The sequence below is a fragment of the Rathayibacter iranicus NCPPB 2253 = VKM Ac-1602 genome, assembly GCF_003149025.1.
Lineage (GTDB): Bacteria > Actinomycetota > Actinomycetes > Actinomycetales > Microbacteriaceae > Rathayibacter > Rathayibacter iranicus.
In genome coordinates this window covers 15620-36972 of sequence record NZ_QGDV01000018.1, presented here as the reverse complement: position 1 = coordinate 36972, position 21353 = coordinate 15620, and the positions used below count along the sequence as shown (strand labels likewise).

The following is a 21353-nucleotide window of genomic DNA, read 5'->3' as shown; positions in this document are numbered from 1 at the left end:
CGGCTGATCCACGGTGGTCTCCTTCGCTGGGCTGCGTCCATTCTCCTCCGCGCAGGCAGGAGCGGAGGCGGAAGCCGTGGGATGTTCTCGCGATCGGTGATCCCGCTATTTTGTTTCCGGGGCGGCTCCGGGATGCGACGGCGGCACGTAGATCCCCGAGCGACCGGGCGGAGGGTTGGCCGGAGCAGGGTGTCCGTATGCCGGCGGGTAGCCGCGAGCCATCGAGCCGTACATCACGGGAGTTTTTTCGGTCACGGTTCCTCCTCCTCGGCACGCGGGGCGGCCTTCTCGATCCATTCGACCACCGAGTGGTCCGGGACCGAGAGCCAGACTCCGCGGGTTCCGTCTATTTTTGCACCGAATGTGCCATCGGGGAGCACCTCAAACTGCTCCTGGATATAGATGTCACGAGATCGGGGGTAGGTGGACGCGAAGCTGGCCACCGAGATCCACCCACCGACTCGTCGCCCGTCCGGCAGCTGCACTCGCACCCAGGTATCCCTCATCCGTGGAGCCACCTTGTCCCACGCCGTCGGCACACTCTCGTACGCCGTCGTGCGTCCCACCGGCACCCGCACCCAGCGGAGCCCGCGCACCCGCAGTACCCGCAAGGGTGGCCGCCACCATCGCAGCCGTACGTGCAGCGCACATCCCAGCGCCACCGGCACCAGAACGCCGAGCACCAGAATCCACCGCCCGACCTCGGCAGGCTCCCGCAGGAGCGCAGCGCGCGGATCTGAGGCGACGCGCATCAGCTCAGGGCCCGCCACGACGAGGTAGGCCGCGTCGAGTGCGATGCTCACCAGGACCGCCTCGAAGAGCCGGGCCGAGACGGTGTGGTCCGTCCACCGGAATCCGCCCGCCCATACCCGCACTGAGGCGTAGAGCACCCCCGGCACGACCAGTGCGACGAGCGCCACCACGCCGAGCACGCTGTCCGGGACGACCACGCCGACCACCTCCTCCGCTCACTGTGTCGAGCGCTCACTGTGTCGAGCGTGCCGTACCCGTGGGAACCGGTGGGGAGCCGGTCGCTGATCGGTGGAGAACTGCTCGCCGGCCGGCCTGGGGAGGGATGAAGTCGCTTCTGGGAAGGACGAGACCGTGTCGTTCCTCCCCGGGCGACTGCGTATTTCCCCCCGACCTGCCGCTACTCTCCGCAGAGCGGCAGGCGGACGAATCACCCTTGAGACCGCGGGAATCATGCCGCTGTCATCGGGGACGACTGGCCAGCACCAGTCGGATCACCGTGAACAGGCGTACCTACCTGTATCACCTCTCAGATCCATTGACCCTCGGTCGGGAGTCTTGATCATTCTCGCCCGAAAGGAAATGGTGAGATCACTGACGATACTATCGAAGCATCAGGGGGACATCATTGCGGCCATTCACGCACTCGTCATTCATTGCCACCACTACAGCACTACTCGAAGTCGCAAGCCTAGCCTCGCCGGCGGAGGCTGCATCAGGACCCGGGGGTCGGGTTATCACATGCAAGCTCGCCGTGCATTATTCTCATAATTCGGGACGCGTGAAGGGAACGATCAACGTCACGTCCGACATCCTGTGCACCGGCGGAGTCATGGATTAACTCTAGGTCTCGACCGGCCTTCGAGGCGCGCAGCAGTCGAACGGATGAGCGCAACGATACAACGACACGCATGTCTCGTCGAACGCCGCAAGGTCATGCAAGGACGTCATCTCTTGGGGCATCGGTTCGGACGACGTCACTTTCCCCTCGGGCGTCAGCCCGCGCACCTCACACCTCGACGCCGGCGCCGTTACGGAGCCTTCTTCGCTGACAGCACTGACACCTCAGCGGCCGAAGACGTCGTGATTGTTGACGTCAGCGCAGTCGAGACCAGGAGATAAGGCATGATCAACCCTGCGACGAGCGCGGCCGATGCAGCGTGGGTCACCGAGGGAACAACTCCCCCTGAGTTCTCGGTAGGTGGGATGATTCCGGCGAGCTTTCCCGCCTACGCGCGGGTATTCCACAGTGTCTCTCCCGACACCTGGGCATCCGTTGCCGAGGAAGCGGGCGTTGACCTTACTCCCACGACTCAGTGGGACGACATCAAGGTCTCGCTCACAGGCGAACTGAACCTGCACGCCCCTCGAAAAGGAATGCTTCAAGAAGCTGAATCACGCACAGTGGCTGCTATTCTCCACGCTCACACCCGGACCGCCGAGGACTGTTGCTTCGGCGTATGGGAGGGGTGGGGAGACGTATCACAGCCTCCTACTTCCGCGGCGATCAGATGGTTCTTAAGAGATCTCTTTCTTCTGCGCGGGTCCATCTTCGATGCGCCTTTCGTCAGTGCTCGGGGTTCGACGATCTGGTGGCCTTCCGACCGATCGTGGTTCGTGGCAACCGAGGTCGACGTCGACAGCACGATCGTTGCGGGAAGTAGTGAAGCTATCGCTGCACTACTCTCGAGCGAAGTGTGCGCCATCGCCATCGAAGCACGCGATGAGTTGACTCTGTCCACCCCACCATGACCAGGGTGTCCCCGAACGCCCGGCCGCCTCACTCCCCCGGCACGAACCGGTAGCCCATCCCGGCCTCCGTGAGCAGAAAGCGCGGCCGCGCGGGGTCCGGCTCGAGCTTCTTGCGCAGCTGCGCGATGTACAGGCGGAGGTACCCCGTGTCGGTCACATGCGCGGGGCCCCAGATTTCGGCCAGCAGGGAGCGGCGGGTGACCAGCTTGCCCGCATTGCGGATCAGGATCTCGAGCACCTGCCACTCTGTCGGCGTGAGTCGCACCGAGGTGCCGTCGCGCGTCGCGCTCTTCGCCACGAGGTCGACCGTCACGTCGCCGATGACGACCAGCGGCTCGCCGTCGGCCGGCTGCACCCGCCGCGACAGGGCCCGGATGCGCGCCAGCACCTCATCCATCGAGAACGGCTTCGTGACATAGTCATCCGCCCCCGCATCGAGCGCCCCCACCTTGTCGGCGGCTCCCGTGCGTCCCGAGACCACGAGAATCGGCACGCTCGTCCAGCCGCGCAGCCCGTGGATCACCTCGACCCCGTCGAGCCGCGGCATGCCGAGATCGATCATGTAGAGGTCCGGATGCTCGTCCACCGCGCGGTTGATCGCCTCCGTTCCGTCGCCCGCCGTCACCACGTCGTAGCCGCGGGCCGTGAGCGTGATGCGCAGGGCGCGCAGGATCTGCGGGTCGTCGTCGGCGATCAAGATCTTCATGCGGCTCCTTCGGAGTCTTCGTGCGGAGCGACGCCCGCGCCATCCTCGTGCGCAGCAGCACCGGAACCAGCTTTCTGCGGCGCGAGCGGCAGCGTCACCACCATCGTCAGCCCGCCCCCCGGAGTGTCCTCCGTCTCGAGCGTGCCGCCCATCCCCTCCGTGAAGCCCTTCGAGAGCGCGAGCCCCAGCCCCAGCCCGGTGAGGTTGTCGTCGTCGCCGAGCCGCTGGAACGGCACGAAAATCTCGGCCCGCCGCTCGGCCGGTACCCCTGGGCCGTGATCGACAATCCGGAGCTGCGCGGTGCCACCGAAAGTGCTGGCTGCGACCCGCACCCGCGTCCCCTCCGGCGCGAAACGGACGGCGTTGGCGAGCAGATTGACGATGACCCGCTGCAGCAGCACGGTGTCCGCGAGCAGCGCCGGGCCCTCCGGATCCAGGTCGAGGTCGACCTCTCCGGGTCCGAGCCCGAGCTCGTCGAGGGCGGGTAGGACCACGTCGGCGGCGTCGAGCGGAGCGAGGGCCACGGCGAGCGCCCCCGCCTCCAGTCGCGTCACATCGAGCAGGTCGGTGACGAGCGCGGCGAGCACGGTCAGGCTTTCGTCCGCGGTCGCCAGCAGCTCCTCCCGGTCGCGTTCGCTCCACACCACGTCGGGCGCGCGCAGTCCGCTCACCGCGGCGGTCGCGGCGGCGAGCGGACGCCGCAAGTCGTGGCTGACCGCCGAGAGCAGGGCACTGCGCACCCGGTCGGTCTCGGCGAGCGGAGCAAGCGAACTGGCCGTCTCGCTGAGCGCCGCGTTTTCGAGTACGGAGGCGAGCTGCGCCGCAATCACCTGCAACAGCCGCCGCTCACTCCCCTCCAGCTCGCGGCCGTGCAACTCCAGCACGGCACCCTCACCCACGGCGATTCGCGCGGGGTCACCGTCAGGCCGGGGTTCACCGTCGGAGGCGACGACCTCGCCGTCACGCAGCAGCCGCACCCCAATCAGCCCGAACGCCTCCCGCGAGCGCTCGAGGATCGCCTGGAGCGCTCCCTGTCCGCGAATCACGCCGCCCGCGATCGTCGCGAGCAGCTCCGACTCCGCCCCGGAGCGCTTCGCCGCGCGTGCCCGACGCGCCGCTCGATCCACCACCGCGCTCACCAACGCCGCGTTCAGCACGTAGAGCACGAGCGCCAGAGCGTGCAGGGGCTCGTCGACCGTGATCGTGTAGAGCGGATCGACGAAAAAGAAGTCGAGCGTCAGTCCCGAGAGCACCGCCGCGAACAGCGCCGGCCAGATGCCGCCGACCAGCGCGACCAGCACGACGAGCAGCTGGTAGGAGAGCACGTCGCTGGTGATCGACTCGTCGCTGCGCAGGCTCGAGAGCAGCCAGGTCACCAGCGGGCCGCCGATCAGCGCGAGCGCCATGCCCAGGATGCGCCGCCGCCACGTCAGCGCCCCGTCGAGCCTCGGCAGCACGGCCGTGCGCCCGGCGGCCGAGTGGCTGACAATATGCACGTCGATGTTTCCCGACTCGCGGATCACCGTCGCCGCGGTTCCTGGGGTCAGCGCCGATGCAAGTCGGCTGCGGCGGCTCACTCCGATCACGAGCTGCGTCGCGTTCACCGAGCGGGCGAACTCGACCAGCGTGCGCGGCACGTCCTCACCGACCACCTGGTGATAACTGCCACCGAGCTTCTCGACCAGGGCACGCTGCGCCTCCAGCACGTGCGGCCGCGGGGCGCGCAGGCCGTCTGGCGTCACGACGTGCACGGCGAGCAGGTCGCCCACGGAGGCGCGCGCCGCGATCCGCGCACCGCGCCGAAGCAGGGTCTCACCCTCAGGTCCGCCGGTGAGGGTGACGACCACACGCTCGCGCGCCTCCCAGGTGCTGTCGATGCCGTGCTCGACGCGGTAGTCGCGCAGGGCGCTGTCGACCTCGTCGGCGAGCCAGAGCAGGGCGAGCTCGCGGAGGGCGGTGAGATTGCCGAGGCGGAAGTAGTTGGAGAGCGCCGCGTCGATCCGCTCTGACGGATAGACCCGGCCGGCGGCGAGGCGGTCGCGCAGCGCCTGGGGGGCAAGATCGACCACCTCGATCTGATCGGCGGCGCGCAGGACCGCGTCCGGGATCGTCTCGCGCTGCGGCGCTCCGGTGATCGCATACACGACATCGTTCAGCGAGTCGATGTGCTGGATGTTGACGGTAGAGAAGACCGTGATGCCGGCGTCGAGGAGGCTCCGCACATCCTCCCAGCGCTTGTCGTGCCGCGAGCCGGGGGCGTTGGTGTGCGCGAGCTCGTCGACCAGGGCCACGTCGGGACGGCGGGCGAGGACCGCGTCGAGGTCCATCTCATCCAGCTGCACGCCACGATGCTCGACGGCGCGGCGCGGCACGACCTCGAGGCCCTCGACCATCGCAGCGGTGGCGGAGCGGCCGTGCGTCTCGACCACTGCCACCACGACGTCGCGGCCCTCGGCGGAGAGCCGGCGACCCTCCTCGAGCATCGTGTACGTCTTTCCCACTCCGGGCGCGGCTCCAAGGAGCACGCGCAGACGGCCTGTGCTCATGCCCCGCCCCTCACCTTCGGCTCGCAGACTCGGCGCCGGCTCGCTGAATCCGACGTTTCTGACGAGCAGAACGCGAGTCTACGAGCCGGATGCGTCGATGGACGGGTCACCGCCGCACCAGCGCCACGTTCAGCTCGAGCACGCCGACGCTCGGCTCGCCGAGGTAGCCGAGCACCCGCCCCTTGGTCTGCGCCTCGACCAGCGCGCGAACCGCGTCCTCGTCGAGTCCACGGGCCGCGGCGACACGGGGCACTTGCAGCAGCGCGTATGCCGGGCTGATGTCGGGATCGAGCCCCGACCCGGAGGCGGTCAGCGCGTCAGCCGGCACCTCCGACGGATCGACGCCCTCGAAGGTGGCGATGGCCGTGCGCCGCTCCTGGATCGACGTGACGAGATCGGCATTTTCGGGCCCGAGATTGCTGCCGGTCGAGGCTCCCGCGTCGTATCCCGCTGCGGAGGGGCGCGACTGGAACCACTGCGGCAACGGAGCGCCGTCGGCATCCGTAAACGACTGGCCGATCAGCGACGAGCCCACGATCTCACCACCCTGACGGAGGAGCGACCCGCCCGCCTGCGCCGGAAAAACGAGCTGCCCCACTCCGAAGACGGCGGCCGGATACGCCACCCCCAGCACCGCGGTCAACACGACCATCACACGCACAGCAACCCCATACGGACGAAACCTCAACATACTCACAACTCTCTTCTCACTAGGTGCCCCCTCTCCCTGCCCCCTCCCGCGAGATGCCACGTGAGTACGCAACACGCTGAGCGAGGCGTACCGAAGAGGCATTTCGCGGGAGGGGTAGAGGGACGGGGGACGAGGGGACGGATTAGAACCCGGGGAGGGTGGCGACGACGAGGTCGACGAGCTTGATGCCGAGGAAGGGGGCGATCACGCCGCCGAGGCCGTAGACCAGCAGGTTGCGGCTGAGGATGCGCGACGCGGCAACCGGGCGATAAGCGACTCCACGCAGGGCGAGCGGGATCAGCACGACGATCACCAGCGCGTTGAACACGATCGCCGAGAGGATCGCCGAGGCCGGCGAGTGCAGCTGCATCACGTTCAGCACCGCGAGCCCCGGGAAGACCCCCGCGAACATCGCCGGAATGATCGCGAAGTACTTCGCCACGTCATTCGCGATCGAGAACGTGGTGAGCGCCCCGCGAGTGATTAGCAATTGCTTCCCAATCCGGACGATGTCGATGAGCTTGGTCGGGTCGGAGTCGAGATCGACCATGTTTCCGGCCTCCTTTGCCGCCGACGTGCCCGTATTCATTGCCACGCCCACGTCGGCCTGCGCGAGGGCAGGCGCGTCGTTCGTCCCGTCGCCGGTCATCGCGACCAGCGCGCCACCCTCCTGCTCACGCCGGATCAGCGCGAGCTTGTCCTCCGGCGTCGCCTCCGCGAGGTAGTCGTCCACTCCCGCCTCCGCCGCGATCGCGCGGGCCGTCAGCGGGTTGTCACCCGTGATCATCACGGTGCGGATGCCCATCGCCCGCAGCTCCGAGAAGCGCTCCGCGAGCCCGTCCTTCACCACGTCCTTCAGGTGCACCACACCCAGGAGGCGCGCGCCGCCGCTGTCCTTCACCGCGACCACGAGGGGCGTCCCACCGCTCTGGGAGACGCCGTCGACCAGCACGGTGAGCCGGGCAGCCACCGCGGATAGCAGCGGCCCCTCCTCCTCCACCCAGGCACGCACGGCCGAGCCGGCGCCCTTGCGGAGGGACGAACCGTCCGGAAGGTCGAGCCCGCTCATCCGGGTCTGCGCGGTAAAGGGCACCACGACGGCCTGAGCTCCCTCAACACCTTGAGCTCCCTCAACACCCTGGGCAGCCACGACGGCAGGACGACCCACGTCGCCCGCGAGGTCCACGATCGACTTCCCCTCGGGCGTCGGATCGCTGAGCGAGGAGGCAGCGGCCGCGTCCACGAGGTCGGCGTCAGCCACACCATCCAGCGGCAGAAACGCCACCGCGCGCCGGTTGCCGTAGGTGATCGTCCCCGTCTTATCGAGCAGGAGCGTCGTCACGTCGCCCGCCGCCTCCACCGCCCGCCCGGACATCGCGAGCACGTTGCGCTGCACCAGCCGGTCCATCCCCGCGATGCCGATCGCCGAGAGCAGGGCGCCGATGGTGGTCGGGATGAGGCACACCAGCAGCGCCACCAGCACCGGCACGCTCACCGACGCGCCGGCGAAGGACGCGATCGGGTTCAGCGTCAGCACGACCACCACGAACACGATCGACAGGCTCGCGAGGAGGATGTCCAGCGCAATTTCGTTGGGCGTCTTCTGCCGCGACGCGCCCTCCACCAGTCCGATCATCCGATCCACGAAGGTCTCGCCGGGTCGCGAAGTGATTCGCACGACGATCCGGTCCGAGAGCACCCGGGTGCCGCCCGTGACCGCGCTGCGGTCGCCTCCGCTCTCGCGAACCACCGGCGCGGACTCGCCGGTGATCGCCGACTCGTCAATGGAGGCGATGCCCCAGACGATGTCGCCATCCCCGGGCACGAGGTCGCCCGCCTCCACCACGACCACGTCGCCCAGCTGCAACTCTGCCGAGGAGACCTCGACCAGCTGCGCCGAGAGGGCCGACGGATCCGCGGAGTCGTAGTCGGCGACGCGCCGCGCCGGAGTGCTGGTGCGCGTCGCGCGCAGACTCTCGGCCTGTGCCTTGCCGCGCCCCTCGGCCACCGCCTCCGCGAGATTCGCGAACACCATGGTCAGCCAGAGCCAGATCGCGATGCCGACCGTGAAGGTGACGGGCACCGTCGATCCGCCGGAGCGCTCCGGCCCGCCGAGGAACGGCTCGGCGATCGCCAGCAGCGTGGTCAGCGCGGCGCCGACCTCAACGAGGAACATCACGGGGTTGCGCCACATCAGGCGCGGATCGAGCTTCCGTAGCGCTCCGGGGAGCGCGGCGACAAGCTGGCGCGGTCCGAGTGCCGCTCGGGTGGGCCGGGCGGGTTCCGCCGGCGCCTCACTGAGTGCAGTGGTCATCACAGTCACAGTCCTTCCGCCAGGGGCCCCAGCGCGAGTACGGGGAAGTAGGTGAGCGCGGTCACGACGACCGTCACTCCCACGAGGAGGCCGACGAACTGCGGCCGGTGGGTGGGCAGGGTCCCGGCGCTGGAGGGCACCGGCGACTGCGCCGCGAGCGAGCCGGCCAGCGCGAGCACCAGCACGATCGGCAGGAACCGGCCGAGCAGCATCGCAACGCCCAGCGCCGTGTTCAGCCACGGCGTGTTCGCCGTCAGCCCCGCGAACGCCGAGCCGTTGTTGTTCGCCGCCGAGGTGAAGGCGTAGAGCACCTCCGAGAGCCCGTGCAGCCCGGGGTTCAGGATCGACGTGCTCTCCACGTCCGCGCGCACCGCGGGGATCGCGAAGCTCAGCGCCGTGCCCGCGAGCACGAGCGTCGGCGTCACCAGGATGTACAGGCTCGCGAGCTTGATCTCGCGCGGGCCGAGCTTCTTGCCCAGGTACTCGGGCGTGCGCCCCACGAGCAGCCCGCCGACGAACACCGCCAGCACCGCGAGCACGAGCATCCCGTACAGGCCAGAGCCGACCCCGCCGGGAGCGACCTCACCGAGCATCATGTTGAGCATCGGCAGCATGCCACCGAGCGCGGTAAAGGAGTCGTGCATCGCGTTGACGGCGCCGGTCGAGGTGAGCGTCGATGCGGTCGCATAAAGAGCCGAACCGGCGATGCCGAACCGCGTCTCCTTCCCCTCCATCGCGGCACCCGCCGCCTGCGCCGCGGATCCGCCGCCCGCTGCCTCCAGGGCGGTGAGGGCCGCGAGCGACACGACGAAGATCGTCGCCATCGCCGCGAGGATCGCGCGCCCCTGGCGCACGTCGCCGACCATCCGGCCGAAAGTGCGCGGCAGCGAGAACGGGATCGCCAGGATCAGCACAATCTGCAGCAGCGACACCCAGGCCGAGGGGTTCTCGAACGGATGCGCGGAGTTGGCGTTGAAATACCCGCCGCCGTTGGTGCCGAGCAGCTTGATCGCCTCCTGCGAGGCGACCATCCCGCCCGGAATGCTCTGCTCGCCGCCGGTGAGCGTCGTCACGCTCAGCGGGTCGCTGAGGTTCTGGATCACTCCGCCCGCGACGAGCACGACGGCGGCGAGAAGCGAGATCGGCAGCAGCACGCGCAGCGTGCCGCGCACGAGGTCGACCCAGAAGTTGCCGAGCGTGCCGGAGGAGCGGCGTGCGAATCCACGAATCAGCGCCACTGCGACCGCGAGTCCCACAGCCGCCGAGACGAAGTTCTGCACCGCGAGCCCTCCCACCTGCACGGCGAAGCCGAGGGTCGCCTCGGGCGAGTACGACTGCCAGTTCGTGTTGGTGACGAACGAGACGGCCGTGTTAAAGGCCAGCCCCTCCGGCACCGCGGGGAGCCCGAGCGAGCCGGGGAGAACGGCCTGAAGCCGCTGCATCCCATAGAGAAAAAGGACGCCGACAAGCGAGAAGGCAAGCACGGCGCGGAAGTAGGCGCGCCAACTCTGCTCGCCCGCCGGGTCGACCCCGATCAGGCGGTAAAGGCCGCGCTCAAGCGCGAGGTCGCGCGTCGAGGTGTAGACGCGGAACATGTGCTCGCCCAGCGGGCGGTGCAGGAGCGCAACGGCCAGGCCGACGGTCGCGACCTGGAGGACAGCGAGGAGCGGATCCATCAGAAGCGCTCCGGTCGGATCAGCGCGACGACGAGGTAGACGACGGCGGCGAGCGCCAACACGGCCGCGAGGGCATCGAAGACGATCACCGGTCACCCCTCGCGTCGCGGGCAGGAGTTGGCGGTCCGCCCAGCTTCTCGATCCCCTTCGCAGCGAGAGCGATGAGCGAGAAGAGGGCGAGCACGCCGAGGAGGTAGGCGAGGTCGAGCACGGGAAACTCCATCCGGAGAAGACGGCACCCGAGGCCCGGGCACCTGCCGAGAAGCGGCACGAGTCCTGATGCAACACCCGGCCCGGGCGCCGCACAGCCGTCCTCACGCTTCTCCTACGGCCCCGCCCCTCGTCCTCACGGTTCCCTCACGACGCGGTGTCGCCGACGCCTTCTGAGAGCGTTCTCCCACAGCAACGGCGCGGATCGACGGCTGAAGGTCACAGTTCCGCATCGCCTGGACATATCGTCCCGTCGCGCTTTACACCCGCGGATCGAAGGAATATGTTCTCTCCGTGGACAAAGCCCCTCGGGGCTCTCCCGCCCTCCCCGGGCGACGACACGATGGCGTGCTCCACCTGTGCATGCCCTCGCGCCGTCCGCTCCCTCGGACACTGCTTTCAGAGAGGAATGCACTCCATGAAGTTCTCCCGCGGCATCACTACGCTGGCCGCCGCCGGCATCATCTCCCTCGGCCTCGCCGCCTGTTCAGCGAGCCCCGCCAACTCCGGCGGCGCCGCAGCAGGCGCCAGCGCAGAAGGCGAATGCACCGTCGGCATCTCGATGCCGACCCGCAGCCTCGAGCGCTGGATCAACGACGGCGAAGGCCTCCAGACCAAGCTCAAGGGCGACGGCTGCACCGTCGACCTCCAGTACGCCGACAACAAGACCGACCAGCAGATCTCGCAGATCCAAAACCAGATCGCCGGCGGCTCCAAGATCCTGGTCGTCGCCGCTATCGACGGCGAGGCCCTCGCGCCCGTCCTGGCCGAGGCAAAGAAGCAGAATGCGACCGTCATCGCCTACGACCGCCTCATCAACGGCACCAAGGACGTCGACTACTACGCGACGTTCGACAACTACAAGGTCGGCCAGCTCCAGGGCCAGTACATCGAGTCGACCCTCGACCTCAAGAACGCCGCGGGCCCCTTCACCCTCGAGCCTTTCGCCGGCAGCCCCGACGACAACAACGCCAAGTTCTTCTTCTCCGGCGCCTGGGATGTTCTGCAGCCCTACATCGAGAGCGGCAAGCTGACCGTTCCCTCCGGCAAGTCGCCCGCATCCGATGACGACTGGGCCTCGATCGGTATCCAGGGCTGGGCCTCCGACAAGGCGCAGTCCGAGATGGACAACCGTCTCTCCTCCTTCTACACCGGCGGCCAGAAGGTCGACGTCGTACTCTCCCCCAACGACAGCCTGGCCATCGGCATCGAGGCCTCGCTGAAGTCGGCTGGCTACGCCCCTGGCACCGACTACCCGATCATCACCGGGCAGGACGCTGACAAGGCCAACGTGAAGGCGATCCTCGCCGACGAGCAGTCGATGACCGTCTGGAAGGACACCCGCACCCTGGGGGACCGTGTGTTCCAGATGGTGCAGTCGATCGTCGCGGGCGACAAGCCCGAGGTGAATGACACCGAGAGCTACAACAACGGCAGCAAGGTCGTCCCCTCGTACCTGCTCGAGCCGCAGGTCGTCACGAAGGACGACGTGCAGTCCGTCCTCGTCGACTCCGGCTTCCTCAAGGCCGGCGACGTCGGACTCTGATCCGTCGGGCGGGGTGAGGGAGGAGTCATTCTCCCTCACCCCGCCCTTCTCCCCTTTCTCTCTGTCCGCACACCACTCCCCCCAATGAAGTGAGGCCCTGTTGGCCAGTCCCATCCTCATCATGCGCGACATCGTCAAGGAATTCGGCGGTGGCGTCCGCGCCCTCGACGGCGTCTCGCTCTCGGTCCAGCCCGGCGAAGTCCACGCCATCTGTGGCGAGAACGGTGCCGGTAAATCGACCCTGATGAAAGTCCTCTCCGGCGTCTATCCGCACGGCAGCTTCGAGGGCACCATCGAGTTCGAGGGCAAGGAGGCGCAGTACCGGTCGATCAATGACAGCGAAGCCGATGGCATCGTCATCATCCACCAGGAACTTGCCCTCAGCCCCTACCTCTCTATTGCCGAGAACATCTTCCTCGGCAACGAGAAGTCCACCCGCGGAGTCATCAACTGGAACGCCACCAACGCGGAGGCAGCCCGACTGCTCGCCCGCGTCGGACTCGCCGAGAGCCCAGCGACCAAGATTCTCGAGCTCGGCGTCGGCAAGCAGCAACTCGTCGAGATCGCCAAGGCCCTCGCCAAGGAGGTCAAGCTCCTCATCCTCGACGAGCCGACCGCCGCCCTCAACGACGAGGACAGCGACCACCTGCTCGGTCTGATCGATCAGCTCCGCACCCAGGGCATCACCTGCATCATTATCAGCCACAAGCTGAAGGAGATTCGCGCCATCGCGGACACCGTCACGATCATCCGTGACGGCCGCACCATCGAGAGCTTCCCGATGGCCGGCGAGCAGGCCTCCGAGAGCCGAATTATTCGCGCGATGGTCGGCCGTGACCTCAACAGCATGTTCCCGCCGCGCGATCCGCAGATCGGTGAGGAAAAGCTGCGCGTCGAGAACTGGACCGTCCACCACCCCGTCGATATCAACCGCATAGTCGTCGACGATGCCTCCTTCACCGTGCGCGCCGGCGAGATCGTCGGATTCGCGGGGCTGATGGGCGCGGGCCGCACCGAACTCGCGATGAGCATCTTCGGTCGCAGTTACGGCACCGGCATCTCGGGCCGCGTCTTCAAGGACGGCAAAGAGATCCACACTCGCACCGTTGACGAGGCAATCCGCAACGGCCTCGCCTACGCGACCGAGGACCGCAAGCGCTACGGCCTCAACCTCATCGGCGACATCACCGTCAACGTCTCGGCCGCCGCCCTCTCGCGTCTGGCTCGACTCGGCGTCATCGACAAGCACCGCGAATACAAAGTCGCCGACTCCTACCGCTCGAAGATGAACATCAAGGCGCCAACCGTCTCGGCCGTCACCGGCAAGCTCTCCGGAGGCAACCAGCAGAAGGTCGTCCTCTCGAAGTGGATCTTCTCCGGCCCCGACGTGCTGATCCTCGACGAGCCCACCCGCGGCATCGACGTGGGAGCGAAGTACGAGATCTACGGGATCATCAACGAACTCGCAGCCCAGGGCAAGGCGGTCGTCGTCATCTCGTCCGAGCTACCCGAACTGATCGGCCTCGCCGACCGCATCTACACCATCTCCGAGGGGCGCATCACGGGCGAGATCGACCGTGCCGACGCCACCCAGGAGCACCTCATGCACTACATGACCGCCGGAAAGGAACAGGCCCGATGAGCGCCACGACCACGACAGCGCCGGCGAACACGCCCGCGAACACGCCCGCCACCCCGCCCAAGCGCGCGCGCAGGCTCAACATCAACCTCCGGCAGTACGGCATCCTCGCCGCGCTGGCCATCATCATCCTGCTCTTCCAAGTGCTGACAAATGGGCGACTCCTGCTGCCCGGCAACGTCAACAACCTGATTCAGCAGAACGCTTACGTGCTGATCCTCGCGATCGGCATGGTGATGGTCATCATCGCCGGCCACATCGACCTCTCGGTCGGCTCGGTCGTGGCGATGGTCGGCGCCATCTCGGCCATTGCGATGAACAACTGGGGCCTGCCCTGGTGGGCCGCCGTCGTCGTCGCCCTCGTCACTGGCGCAGCCGTCGGAGCCTGGCAGGGCTTCTGGGTCGCCTTCGTCGGGATACCGGCGTTCATCGTGACCCTCGCGGGCATGCTGATCTTCCGTGGCTTCACCCTGGTACTGCTCACCGGCGGAACCATCAACGGCCTCCCGACCGAGTTCACCGCCATCGGCGCCGGATGGCTGCCGGGCATCCTCGGCGGTATCGCCGGCCGTGACGCGCTCACTCTGGTCCTCGGCCTCCTCGTCTGCGTCGTGCTCGTCGCACAACAGCTTCGGACCCGCGCCACCCTCCGCCGCCTCGAACTCCCCCGCGAGCCGGTCGGTTCGATGGTGGCAAAGGCGACCATCGCCGTCGTCGCCATCATGGCGCTCGCCTGGCTGCTCGCCGGCTACAGCGGCACCCCGATCATCCTGATCGTGCTCGCCGTGCTGATCCTCGCCTACAGCTTCGTGCTCGGCCGGACCGTCTTCGGCCGCCACATCTACGCGATGGGCGGGAACCTGTTCGCCGCGATGATGTCGGGCGTCAAGACGAAGTGGGTCAACTTCTTCATCTTCGTCAACATGGGCGCACTGGCCGGAGTCGCGGGCATCGTCAGCACCGCCCGCGCCGGGGGTGCGGTCGCCTCGGCCGGACAGAACTACGAACTCGACGCCATCGCTGCCGTCTTCATCGGTGGCGCCGCGGTTCAGGGCGGCGTGGGCACCGTCGTCGGAGCCGTCATCGGCGGTCTCGTGATGGGCGTCCTCAACATGGGCCTGTCGATCCTCTCGGTCGACGCCGCCTGGCAGATGGCGATCAAGGGCTTCGTGCTCCTGCTCGCGGTCGCGTTCGATATCTTCAACAAGCGCCGCGCTGGCGGCCGCTAGCGAACCAGGGAGATATCGGGGGCATCTTGGCACCCTTCTCCAATTCTCGGGCGCGGCTTTTCTTCGGAGGTGCTGCGCCCGAGTGCATCCGTGCCCCGATCGGGCCGAGCGACAGACAGGCGATCATGGCAGGAGCAGTCGGAGCGTCCAGCAACGCACTGTTGCGCCGCACCAACCTCGCCACCCTCGCCACCCTCGTGCACCGCTCCGGACCCACCAGCCGCGCCGACCTCGGCCGCCTCACCGGCCTCAACCGCTCGGCGGTGGCGAACCTGGTCGGCGAACTGAACGAGTTGGGCTGGGTCGAGGAGGAAACCACCGCACCCGACGGCCGCATCGGTCGCCCGAGTTCCACCGTCGTGCCCGGCCACCGCTTCGCCGCCGTCGGCGTCCACCTCGACACCGACGCGATCATCGTCGGCCTGGTCGGCCTGAACGGCGAGTTGCTGCGCCGCGTCCGCTTCGACACCCCGACGCCCGCGAATCCCGCCACCGTCGTCCGCGTCGTCACTGGCATCGTCGAGGGCTTCCGCGCCGAGCGGGAACCGCTGCGGGTGCTGGTCGGCGCCGGCGTCGCCGTCCCCGGCCTCGTTCAGGCCGACTCCGGTTTCGTGCACCGCGCACCCCACCTCGGCTGGCGCGACGTCGACCTCGCCTCTCAACTCGGTCGGGCCCTCGATGTCCCCGTCGCGGTCGGCAACGACGCGACGCTCGGCGCCATCGGCGAGTCTCTCTTCGGAGCCGCGCACGGCGTCGCCGACGTCGTCTACGTGACCGGCGGCGCCGGCGGCATCGGCGGAGGCGTCATCATCGGCGGAGTCCCACTCCAGGGCTCCTCGGGATTCGCCGCCGAACTCGGTCACACCCTCGTCGTGACGAACGGCCGACGCTGCAACTGCGGCCGGCACGGCTGCCTCGAGGCCGAGGTGCGGATGCGCTCCCTCCTCGACGTCCTCGGCGCCCGCGTCCTCGACCAGGATGAACTCGACATCGCCCTCGGCACCTCCCGCGACCCCTTGGTGCTCGCCGAGGTCGCCCGCCAGGTCGACCTCCTCGCGGAGGGCCTGTCGACCTACATCAACCTCTTCAACCCCACCGCCGTCGTCCTCGGCGGCTTCCTCGGCTCACTGCTTACCGTCGACCGCGAGCGCCTCGCCGCCCGCGTCTCCGCCCGCGCTCTCAGCGACCTCGCCCGCGGCGTGCGGATCGAGCGCGCAGCACTGCGCTCGCGGCTGGAACTCGTCGGCGCCGCAGAGCTACCCTGGCGACGAGCGCTGGCGGATCCCGCCGCTGTCAGCGGAGGCACTTCGCCCTGCGACCGCAGCGCGTGCGAGGACGCGCTCGGCGCCCACGCCTGACACTCACGTCGAGGAGAACACGCATGGCCGACTGGAACGACACCATCATCGAGGAGTTCCGCACCAACGGCGGCACCGTGACCACGGGAGGCTTCGGGAGAAGTCTCGTGCTGGTGCACCACCGCGGCGCCCGCTCTGGTGAGGAGCGTGTCACTCCGCTGATGGCGCTGCACCCTTCCGCGGACGTTTGGCTGCTCGCAGCATCGGCCGCCGGAGCCCCGAAGCACCCGGCCTGGTTCCACAACCTCGTCGAGCATCCCGACCTCAGGATCGAAACCCCCGACGACGGCACCATCGACGTCCGCGCCCGCGTCCTCACCGGCGACGAGCGCGACGCGGGCTGGGCCCGGTTCACCACCGCCTCCGCCGGTTTCCGCGAATACGAAAAACGCACCACCCGTGTCATCCCCGTGGTCGAACTCACCCGCCGCTGACCCCGCCCAACTCTTTCGGCGCCGAACACCCGTCGTTTGGCCACAGTGAGTCGCGGCCGAGATGCCCCACGCCGAGCCGCGGCCCCTGCACGAGTTTTACGCTAGTTTTATCAAGCCCTACACGATCAGGGGAAGAGAAAACATGCGAGAAACGTCGGCCCGCGACCTCGAGGAGGCGATCAGGCTTCTGCAGGCCGGATCGACAGCGCACGCACTTGAGCATCAGCACCTCGACTTCAAGGTGGACGGCCGGTCCGCAGACGACGACTTGGTCAACATCGCAGAGGCCGCCGCCTGTTTCGCGAACGCATCAGGCGGCCTCGTTGTCGTCGGTGTCCACGACCGCATCGCCGGACCTCAGGCGATCATCGGCTCGCGCCTTGACCCGGAGCGGACCCGCTCGCGCATCTACGAGCTGACGGAGCCGAGCCTGCTCGTTGACGTCATCGCTCGCGAGCACGACGGTGTTCAGATCGTCGTCGTTGACGTACCGGCGAGCGTCACTGTCCACAGTGCGAAGAGTCGTATCCCCTCTGAGCGCATCGGTGACTCCTGCTCTCAAATGTCGACGGATCGCATCGCCTCCGTTATCGCCGAACGACGAGGTCTGGACTGGTCCGCATCCGCGTCCGGAACGAAGGCGTCCTCCTGCGACCCGATCGCGCTCGCCGCGGTCCGCCGGCTTCTCGAGCGCGCAGTATCGCCTGCTGGTCGGCGGCTCGCTCAGCAGACGCAGGACATCGACGTCCTCCGCGGTCTCGGTGTGGTGACGGAGGACGACCGCCTCACCAACGCCGGCGCGCTCCTCGTCACAAACCAATACGAGCACACTGCGACGTTCTCCTATGTCCACAAGCGGACTCCTACCGGAACAGTTACAGCTAACGAGCAGCTGAGCGGTCCGCTCGTGCTCCTCCTCGAACAGCTCTTTCAGCTCATCGGTGCTCGGATCGACACGACGCCCGTTTCGATCGGAAAGGGGCAGCAGCTCCACGTCTCCGATCTGCCCGAGGCAGCCATCCGCGAGGTCGTCGTAAACGCGGCCATGCATCGCGACTATCGGGGTCTCGGCCGCGTCACCGTCGAGCATACGCAGACGCAGCTCGTCGTCACCTCGCCCGGCGGCTTTGTCAGCGGAGTGCGCGCAGACAACGTATTGACGACGTCCTCGCGTCCGCGGAACGGCCAGCTCGCCGGCGCGCTCCGTGCTCTGGGGTACGCAGAGACCGCCGGGTCCGGTGTCGACAAGATGTACGCCGAGATGGCACGACTCGGCCATCAGCCACCCTCTTTCCTCTCCGAGGGAGACCACGTTCGCGTCACGCTGATCGGGGGCGCCCCCAACTCCGCGCTCACCCGCTTCGTCGCCACCCTTCCGCCGGAGGAGACCGAGGACGCGGACACGATGACGATCCTCCTGACGCTCCTCACCCAACGAACGGTGACCGCCGACGGACTCGTTCCGCTCCTCCAGAAGTCGGGGACCTCGGAAGCGCAGTCGGTCCTCGAGCGGCTGAGCTCCGAACGAGTGCCCCTCCTCGAGCCGACCCGGGAGACGTCAAGGAAGACCCTGCCGCGCTACAGGCTCAGAGAAGGTCCTCTCGCGGCTCTCGGGGCCGCGGTAACCTATCGACGACGAACGACCGATCAATTGGATCGCAAGGTGATCGAACTCCTTCGGGAAACAGGAAGCATCAACGCCCGAATGGTGCGGGTCTTTCTCGATCTTGATGCGCAGACGGCCTCCCGCCTCATCGCCGATCTCATGAAGCGCGACTTGCTGGAGAAATCTCCCGGGCCCGAGCGCGGCCCGAGCGTGTCCTATGGCCCAGGTTCGGCGTTCCCGGTGAAGGTTCGCCATCATCGAGCGGCGTCTGGTCCCGACGAGCAGCTCGAATTCCCGATGGAGTGAGCGCGCGTGCGAGTGCCCGCATCCGGCTCGTCGGCCGAAGCCGCGAAATGGTCTCCGCGTACGCTCCGCTCGGCTCCGTCGCCGCGTACAGTACTGCGCCTCCGGGAACGTCGAAGCGGTTACCTGCCGTCGACGTCGATGCGTCGATCGGATCGACGGTCGTGAAACGCGCTGGGTCGGTCGCCCGCCCGACCCTCCAGAGCACGTCGGGAGCGGGAACGGTGTGCGGCCTACCCACCGTTCACGTAGGCGCGCGCGGCCGCCATCACTTCGCGGTAGCGACCTTCTGCCAGAGCTTCCGCAGGCGCCTCGTCCTCGAGTTGCGGGTTCATTCCCATGAACCAGGCACGCACAGTATGCGGACCCTCCGACGGCGCGAGCAGAGCGTAGACCTGGTAGGTGTTCCGCGCCCTCTGCTCATCATCGGCTCGGAGACGCAACTGAGGATTCTCTATCCATCGACTGATGGTCCGCTCGTCCTTGCCAAAGATGAAGGCGACGACGGGCTTGCTCAGCACATCGGCCAGTTGCCTGATGATGTCGTCCGGGCTGACCTCAAGCGCATCGACGTGAGCGCTCGTCCGCACCGATTCCTGGGCCGGCATGACTCTCCCTTCTCAATCGAACAGGGAGGTCATATTTAAGTCCTCGATCTGACCGCCCACTGTCCGTGGTTTGTCATCGTACTCGCCCACCAACCGAACTCGGCGAGTACCGGAGACACCTCGGCGCGTCCCGCCGGAACCAAGGCGCGCACCCACGACGACAGAGACGGATGCGCAGGACACGACACAGCCCCCGACCGGAGATCCGATCGGGGGCTGTGTGCGGATCTGCTGAACTGTGGTGCGCGAGGGGGGAGTTGAACCCCCACGCCCTTTCGGGCACACGGACCTGAACCGTGCGCGTCTGCCTATTCCGCCACTCGCGCTCACCAACGGCACCGAAGCGCCGACGAGAAATCGTAACATCCCCCGCACAGGAACCGAACCTCGACCAGCGCGCACGCCGAATGCCACCGCGCATGCTGCTCCGCACAACGGCCCGTGCCCGCGCGCATTCACCGTGCACGACAGCCGTCCCGGACCCGCCACGCGCCCAAACGGCCCTTAACCCGCGAAACCTCCACAGAGGATCGCGCATCCAGACCATCCCAGTAACATGCCCGTAGCCGTGCGCGGCGCAGACCAGACAGGACAGCGGCGACGGGCACGCAGAGATCTCGATCCGTGCGCGACCGCCGAGAAGGCGACGAACCGGAAGATCGGAAGACTGTGGGCATACTGGACAACTTCGAGAAGGGACTCGAGCGCGTCGTCAACGGCGCTTTCGCGAGGACCTTCAAGTCGGGTTTGCAACCGGTCGAGCTCGCTTCCGCCCTCCGCCGCGAGCTCGACACCACCGCCGCCGTGGTCAGTCGCGACCGCATCCTCGTCCCCAACAGCCTGCTCCTGCGGATGTCCGCCACCGATCTCGATCGGATGGAACGGCTCGGCTCGACCCTGATCGACGAACTCACCACCGTCGCGACCGAGCACGCCACCAAGCAGAGCTACCGCTTCCCCGGTCCGATCGACATCTCGCTGGCGGCAGACGCGTCACTCAGCGACGGCATGGTCGAGGTCGACTCCCGCAGCGTCAAGGGCACCGTCGCCTACACGCCGGTCCTCGACATCGCCGGGAAACGCCACCCGATCACCAGGGCGCGCACGGTGATCGGCCGCGGCAGCGACGCCGACATCACCGTGGATGACTCGGGCACCTCGCGCAAGCACGTCGAGATCCTCTGGGACGGCTCGCGAGCGCAGGTGCACGACCTCGGCTCGACCAACGGCTCGAAGCTCGATGGCCGACCCGTCACTCAGGCACCCCTCGCCCCCGAACAGACCATCACGATCGGGCGCACGTCCATCGTCTATCGCGTCGTGCAGGGCGCCGCGCCCGCGCGCACCGAGCGTCCGTCGTCCAGTAGGAGCACCGGGCGCGGCGCCGAAGGATTCTGGGACGACCGGCTATGAGCGAGCTCACCCTCTTCCTCCTGCGCATCGCGTTCCTCGCGCTGCTGTGGTTCTTTGTCTTCGGCATCGTCTACGCCCTCCGCTCGGACCTGTTCGGGCAGCGTGTGCGCAAGCTCCCGCAGGGCGGCGCGCCTGAGGCGCCGTTCGTTACCGCGGCACAGCCCATCATCGCCGCCGCTCCCGCGCAGCCTTCCGCTCCCGCCCAGCCGGCTGCCCCGTCAGCCCGCCGCACCCGCGAGTCAGAGCGCACCGATTCCGGAGGCGTCGCGACGGTCCACACCGCTCAGCGCCTGGTCATCACCTCGGGTCCCAAGCGCGGAACCGAGCTCCCGCTGACCGGCGAGCCGCTGACCATCGGCCGCTCGTCCGAGTCGACCCTCGTCATCCGCGACGACTACACCTCGACGCACCACGCCCGGTTGCTCCTCTGGAACGACGAGTGGATGATCCAGGACCTCGACTCCACCAACGGCACCTTCCTCGATGGCCGTCGCGTGGGCGCTCCCACGAAGGTCCCTTTGAGCACTCCCGTCAAGGTTGGCACCACCACGTTCGAACTGCGGCGGTCGTAG

General features: G+C 67.8%; 19 protein-coding genes, 1 tRNA gene and 1 pseudogene. 9 read left to right on the top strand and 12 right to left on the bottom strand.

Annotated elements, in window-relative coordinates; translation table 11 throughout:
• Positions 1 to 105: 105 nt before the first annotated feature.
• Positions 106 to 255 carry a hypothetical protein gene (locus B0H03_RS16705; RefSeq protein WP_160487397.1) on the bottom strand — a complete coding sequence of 50 codons (150 nt, stop codon included), beginning with the start codon at positions 253 to 255 and terminating at the stop codon, positions 106 to 108.
• Complete coding sequence (locus tag B0H03_RS14225) at positions 252 to 950, bottom strand: DUF6338 family protein (protein WP_127844015.1); 699 nt, start codon at positions 948 to 950, stop codon at positions 252 to 254. Before B0H03_RS14225 ends, B0H03_RS16705 begins: the two co-directional genes overlap by 4 nt.
• A 925-nt stretch (positions 951 to 1875) precedes the next feature.
• Between B0H03_RS14225 and B0H03_RS14220 the strand changes: the two genes are divergently transcribed.
• Positions 1876 to 2502, top strand: coding sequence for a hypothetical protein (locus B0H03_RS14220; RefSeq protein WP_104265806.1), 627 nt, complete (start codon positions 1876 to 1878; stop codon positions 2500 to 2502).
• 28 nt (positions 2503 to 2530) lie between these two features.
• Here the strand turns inward: B0H03_RS14220 and B0H03_RS14215 are convergent, their stop codons facing one another.
• The 7 genes from B0H03_RS14215 to B0H03_RS17290 all read right to left on the bottom strand — a co-directional run bounded on the left by B0H03_RS14215 (position 2531) and on the right by B0H03_RS17290 (position 10646).
• Positions 2531 to 3208, bottom strand: coding sequence for a response regulator (locus B0H03_RS14215; protein ID WP_104265805.1), 678 nt, complete (start codon positions 3206 to 3208; stop codon positions 2531 to 2533).
• On the bottom strand, positions 3205 to 5754 hold the full coding sequence (locus B0H03_RS14210) for a sensor histidine kinase (protein ID WP_104265804.1): 2550 nt from the start codon (positions 5752 to 5754) through the stop codon (positions 3205 to 3207). The genes B0H03_RS14215 and B0H03_RS14210 overlap by 4 nt, the downstream gene beginning before the upstream one ends.
• Positions 5755 to 5860: 106 nt before the next feature.
• On the bottom strand, positions 5861 to 6445 hold the full coding sequence (gene kdpC, locus B0H03_RS14205) for a potassium-transporting ATPase subunit KdpC (RefSeq protein WP_104265803.1): 585 nt from the start codon (positions 6443 to 6445) through the stop codon (positions 5861 to 5863).
• Positions 6446 to 6587: 142 nt separating this feature from the next.
• Positions 6588 to 8759 carry a potassium-transporting ATPase subunit KdpB gene (gene kdpB / locus B0H03_RS14200; protein ID WP_104354382.1) on the bottom strand — a complete coding sequence of 724 codons (2172 nt, stop codon included), beginning with the start codon at positions 8757 to 8759 and terminating at the stop codon, positions 6588 to 6590.
• A 5-nt stretch (positions 8760 to 8764) separates the two neighbouring features.
• Positions 8765 to 10435 carry a potassium-transporting ATPase subunit KdpA gene (gene kdpA, locus B0H03_RS14195; protein WP_104265795.1) on the bottom strand — a complete coding sequence of 557 codons (1671 nt, stop codon included), beginning with the start codon at positions 10433 to 10435 and terminating at the stop codon, positions 8765 to 8767.
• On the bottom strand, positions 10435 to 10524 hold the full coding sequence (gene kdpF / locus B0H03_RS14190) for a K(+)-transporting ATPase subunit F (protein ID WP_104265794.1): 90 nt from the start codon (positions 10522 to 10524) through the stop codon (positions 10435 to 10437). Before kdpF ends, kdpA begins: the two co-directional genes overlap by 1 nt.
• Positions 10521 to 10646 carry a hypothetical protein gene (locus B0H03_RS17290; protein WP_258062071.1) on the bottom strand — a complete coding sequence of 42 codons (126 nt, stop codon included), beginning with the start codon at positions 10644 to 10646 and terminating at the stop codon, positions 10521 to 10523. Before B0H03_RS17290 ends, kdpF begins: the two co-directional genes overlap by 4 nt.
• A 417-nt stretch (positions 10647 to 11063) precedes the next feature.
• On the opposite strand from B0H03_RS17290, the gene chvE reads away from it, so the two are divergent.
• The 6 genes from chvE (at position 11064) to B0H03_RS14160 (ending at position 18763) form a co-directional block, all read left to right on the top strand.
• Positions 11064 to 12191, top strand: coding sequence for a multiple monosaccharide ABC transporter substrate-binding protein (chvE, locus tag B0H03_RS14185; protein ID WP_419956917.1), 1128 nt, complete (start codon positions 11064 to 11066; stop codon positions 12189 to 12191).
• 121 nt (positions 12192 to 12312) lie between these two features.
• Entirely contained in the window at positions 12313 to 13833 is a 1521-nt protein-coding gene (gene mmsA / locus B0H03_RS14180; RefSeq protein WP_104265792.1) for a multiple monosaccharide ABC transporter ATP-binding protein, read from the top strand.
• Positions 13830 to 15059 carry a multiple monosaccharide ABC transporter permease gene (gene mmsB, locus B0H03_RS14175; protein ID WP_104265791.1) on the top strand — a complete coding sequence of 410 codons (1230 nt, stop codon included), beginning with the start codon at positions 13830 to 13832 and terminating at the stop codon, positions 15057 to 15059. Before mmsA ends, mmsB begins: the two co-directional genes overlap by 4 nt.
• Before the next feature lie 125 nt (positions 15060 to 15184).
• Positions 15185 to 16417 (top strand): ROK family transcriptional regulator, encoded by a 1233-nt coding sequence (locus B0H03_RS14170; RefSeq protein ID WP_104265790.1) that lies wholly within the window; start codon positions 15185 to 15187, stop codon positions 16415 to 16417.
• Positions 16418 to 16440: 23 nt separating this feature from the next.
• Positions 16441 to 16851, top strand: a complete 411-nt coding sequence (locus B0H03_RS14165) for a nitroreductase/quinone reductase family protein (protein ID WP_104265789.1) — start codon at positions 16441 to 16443, stop codon at positions 16849 to 16851.
• A gap of 142 nt (positions 16852 to 16993) precedes the next feature.
• Complete coding sequence (locus tag B0H03_RS14160; RefSeq protein WP_160487396.1) at positions 16994 to 18763, top strand: ATP-binding protein; 1770 nt, start codon at positions 16994 to 16996, stop codon at positions 18761 to 18763.
• 7 nt (positions 18764 to 18770) lie between these two features.
• On the opposite strand, the pseudogene B0H03_RS17540 reads toward B0H03_RS14160, so the two are convergent.
• From B0H03_RS17540 to B0H03_RS14145, 3 genes and pseudogenes are all read right to left on the bottom strand, one after another.
• Positions 18771 to 18968: pseudogene (locus B0H03_RS17540) on the bottom strand (RES domain-containing protein); the annotation flags it as partial.
• A gap of 25 nt (positions 18969 to 18993) precedes the next feature.
• Complete coding sequence (locus B0H03_RS14150; protein WP_104265786.1) at positions 18994 to 19368, bottom strand: hypothetical protein; 375 nt, start codon at positions 19366 to 19368, stop codon at positions 18994 to 18996.
• Positions 19369 to 19607: 239 nt separating this feature from the next.
• Positions 19608 to 19694 (bottom strand) — tRNA-Leu (locus B0H03_RS14145).
• Between the two features lie 343 nt (positions 19695 to 20037).
• Here B0H03_RS14145 and B0H03_RS14140 point away from each other — a divergent pair.
• On the top strand, positions 20038 to 20781 hold the full coding sequence (locus tag B0H03_RS14140) for an FhaA domain-containing protein (protein ID WP_104265801.1): 744 nt from the start codon (positions 20038 to 20040) through the stop codon (positions 20779 to 20781).
• Positions 20778 to 21353, top strand: coding sequence for an FHA domain-containing protein FhaB/FipA (locus B0H03_RS14135; protein WP_104265785.1), 576 nt, complete (start codon positions 20778 to 20780; stop codon positions 21351 to 21353). The genes B0H03_RS14140 and B0H03_RS14135 overlap by 4 nt, the downstream gene beginning before the upstream one ends.

Bases quoted from the DNA above. Each gene is read 5' to 3' on its own strand.
- B0H03_RS14160 (WP_160487396.1), top strand. From the start codon at position 16,994: ATGCGAGAAACGTCGGCCCGCGACCTCGAGGAGGCGATCAGGCTTCTG.
- mmsB (WP_104265791.1), top strand. From the start codon at position 13,830: ATGAGCGCCACGACCACGACAGCGCCGGCGAACACGCCCGCGAACACG.
- chvE (WP_419956917.1), top strand. From the start codon at position 11,064: ATGAAGTTCTCCCGCGGCATCACTACGCTGGCCGCCGCCGGCATCATC.
- B0H03_RS14210 (WP_104265804.1), bottom strand. From the start codon at position 5,754: ATGAGCACAGGCCGTCTGCGCGTGCTCCTTGGAGCCGCGCCCGGAGTG.
- kdpC (WP_104265803.1), bottom strand. From the start codon at position 6,445: ATGTTGAGGTTTCGTCCGTATGGGGTTGCTGTGCGTGTGATGGTCGTG.
- mmsA (WP_104265792.1), top strand. From the start codon at position 12,313: ATGCGCGACATCGTCAAGGAATTCGGCGGTGGCGTCCGCGCCCTCGAC.
- B0H03_RS14150 (WP_104265786.1), bottom strand. From the start codon at position 19,368: ATGCCGGCCCAGGAATCGGTGCGGACGAGCGCTCACGTCGATGCGCTT.
- kdpB (WP_104354382.1), bottom strand. From the start codon at position 8,759: ATGACCACTGCACTCAGTGAGGCGCCGGCGGAACCCGCCCGGCCCACC.
- B0H03_RS14165 (WP_104265789.1), top strand. From the start codon at position 16,441: ATGGCCGACTGGAACGACACCATCATCGAGGAGTTCCGCACCAACGGC.
- B0H03_RS14215 (WP_104265805.1), bottom strand. From the start codon at position 3,208: ATGAAGATCTTGATCGCCGACGACGACCCGCAGATCCTGCGCGCCCTG.
- B0H03_RS14220 (WP_104265806.1), top strand. From the start codon at position 1,876: ATGATCAACCCTGCGACGAGCGCGGCCGATGCAGCGTGGGTCACCGAG.
- B0H03_RS14170 (WP_104265790.1), top strand. From the start codon at position 15,185: ATGGCAGGAGCAGTCGGAGCGTCCAGCAACGCACTGTTGCGCCGCACC.
- kdpA (WP_104265795.1), bottom strand. From the start codon at position 10,435: ATGGATCCGCTCCTCGCTGTCCTCCAGGTCGCGACCGTCGGCCTGGCC.
- B0H03_RS14135 (WP_104265785.1), top strand. From the start codon at position 20,778: ATGAGCGAGCTCACCCTCTTCCTCCTGCGCATCGCGTTCCTCGCGCTG.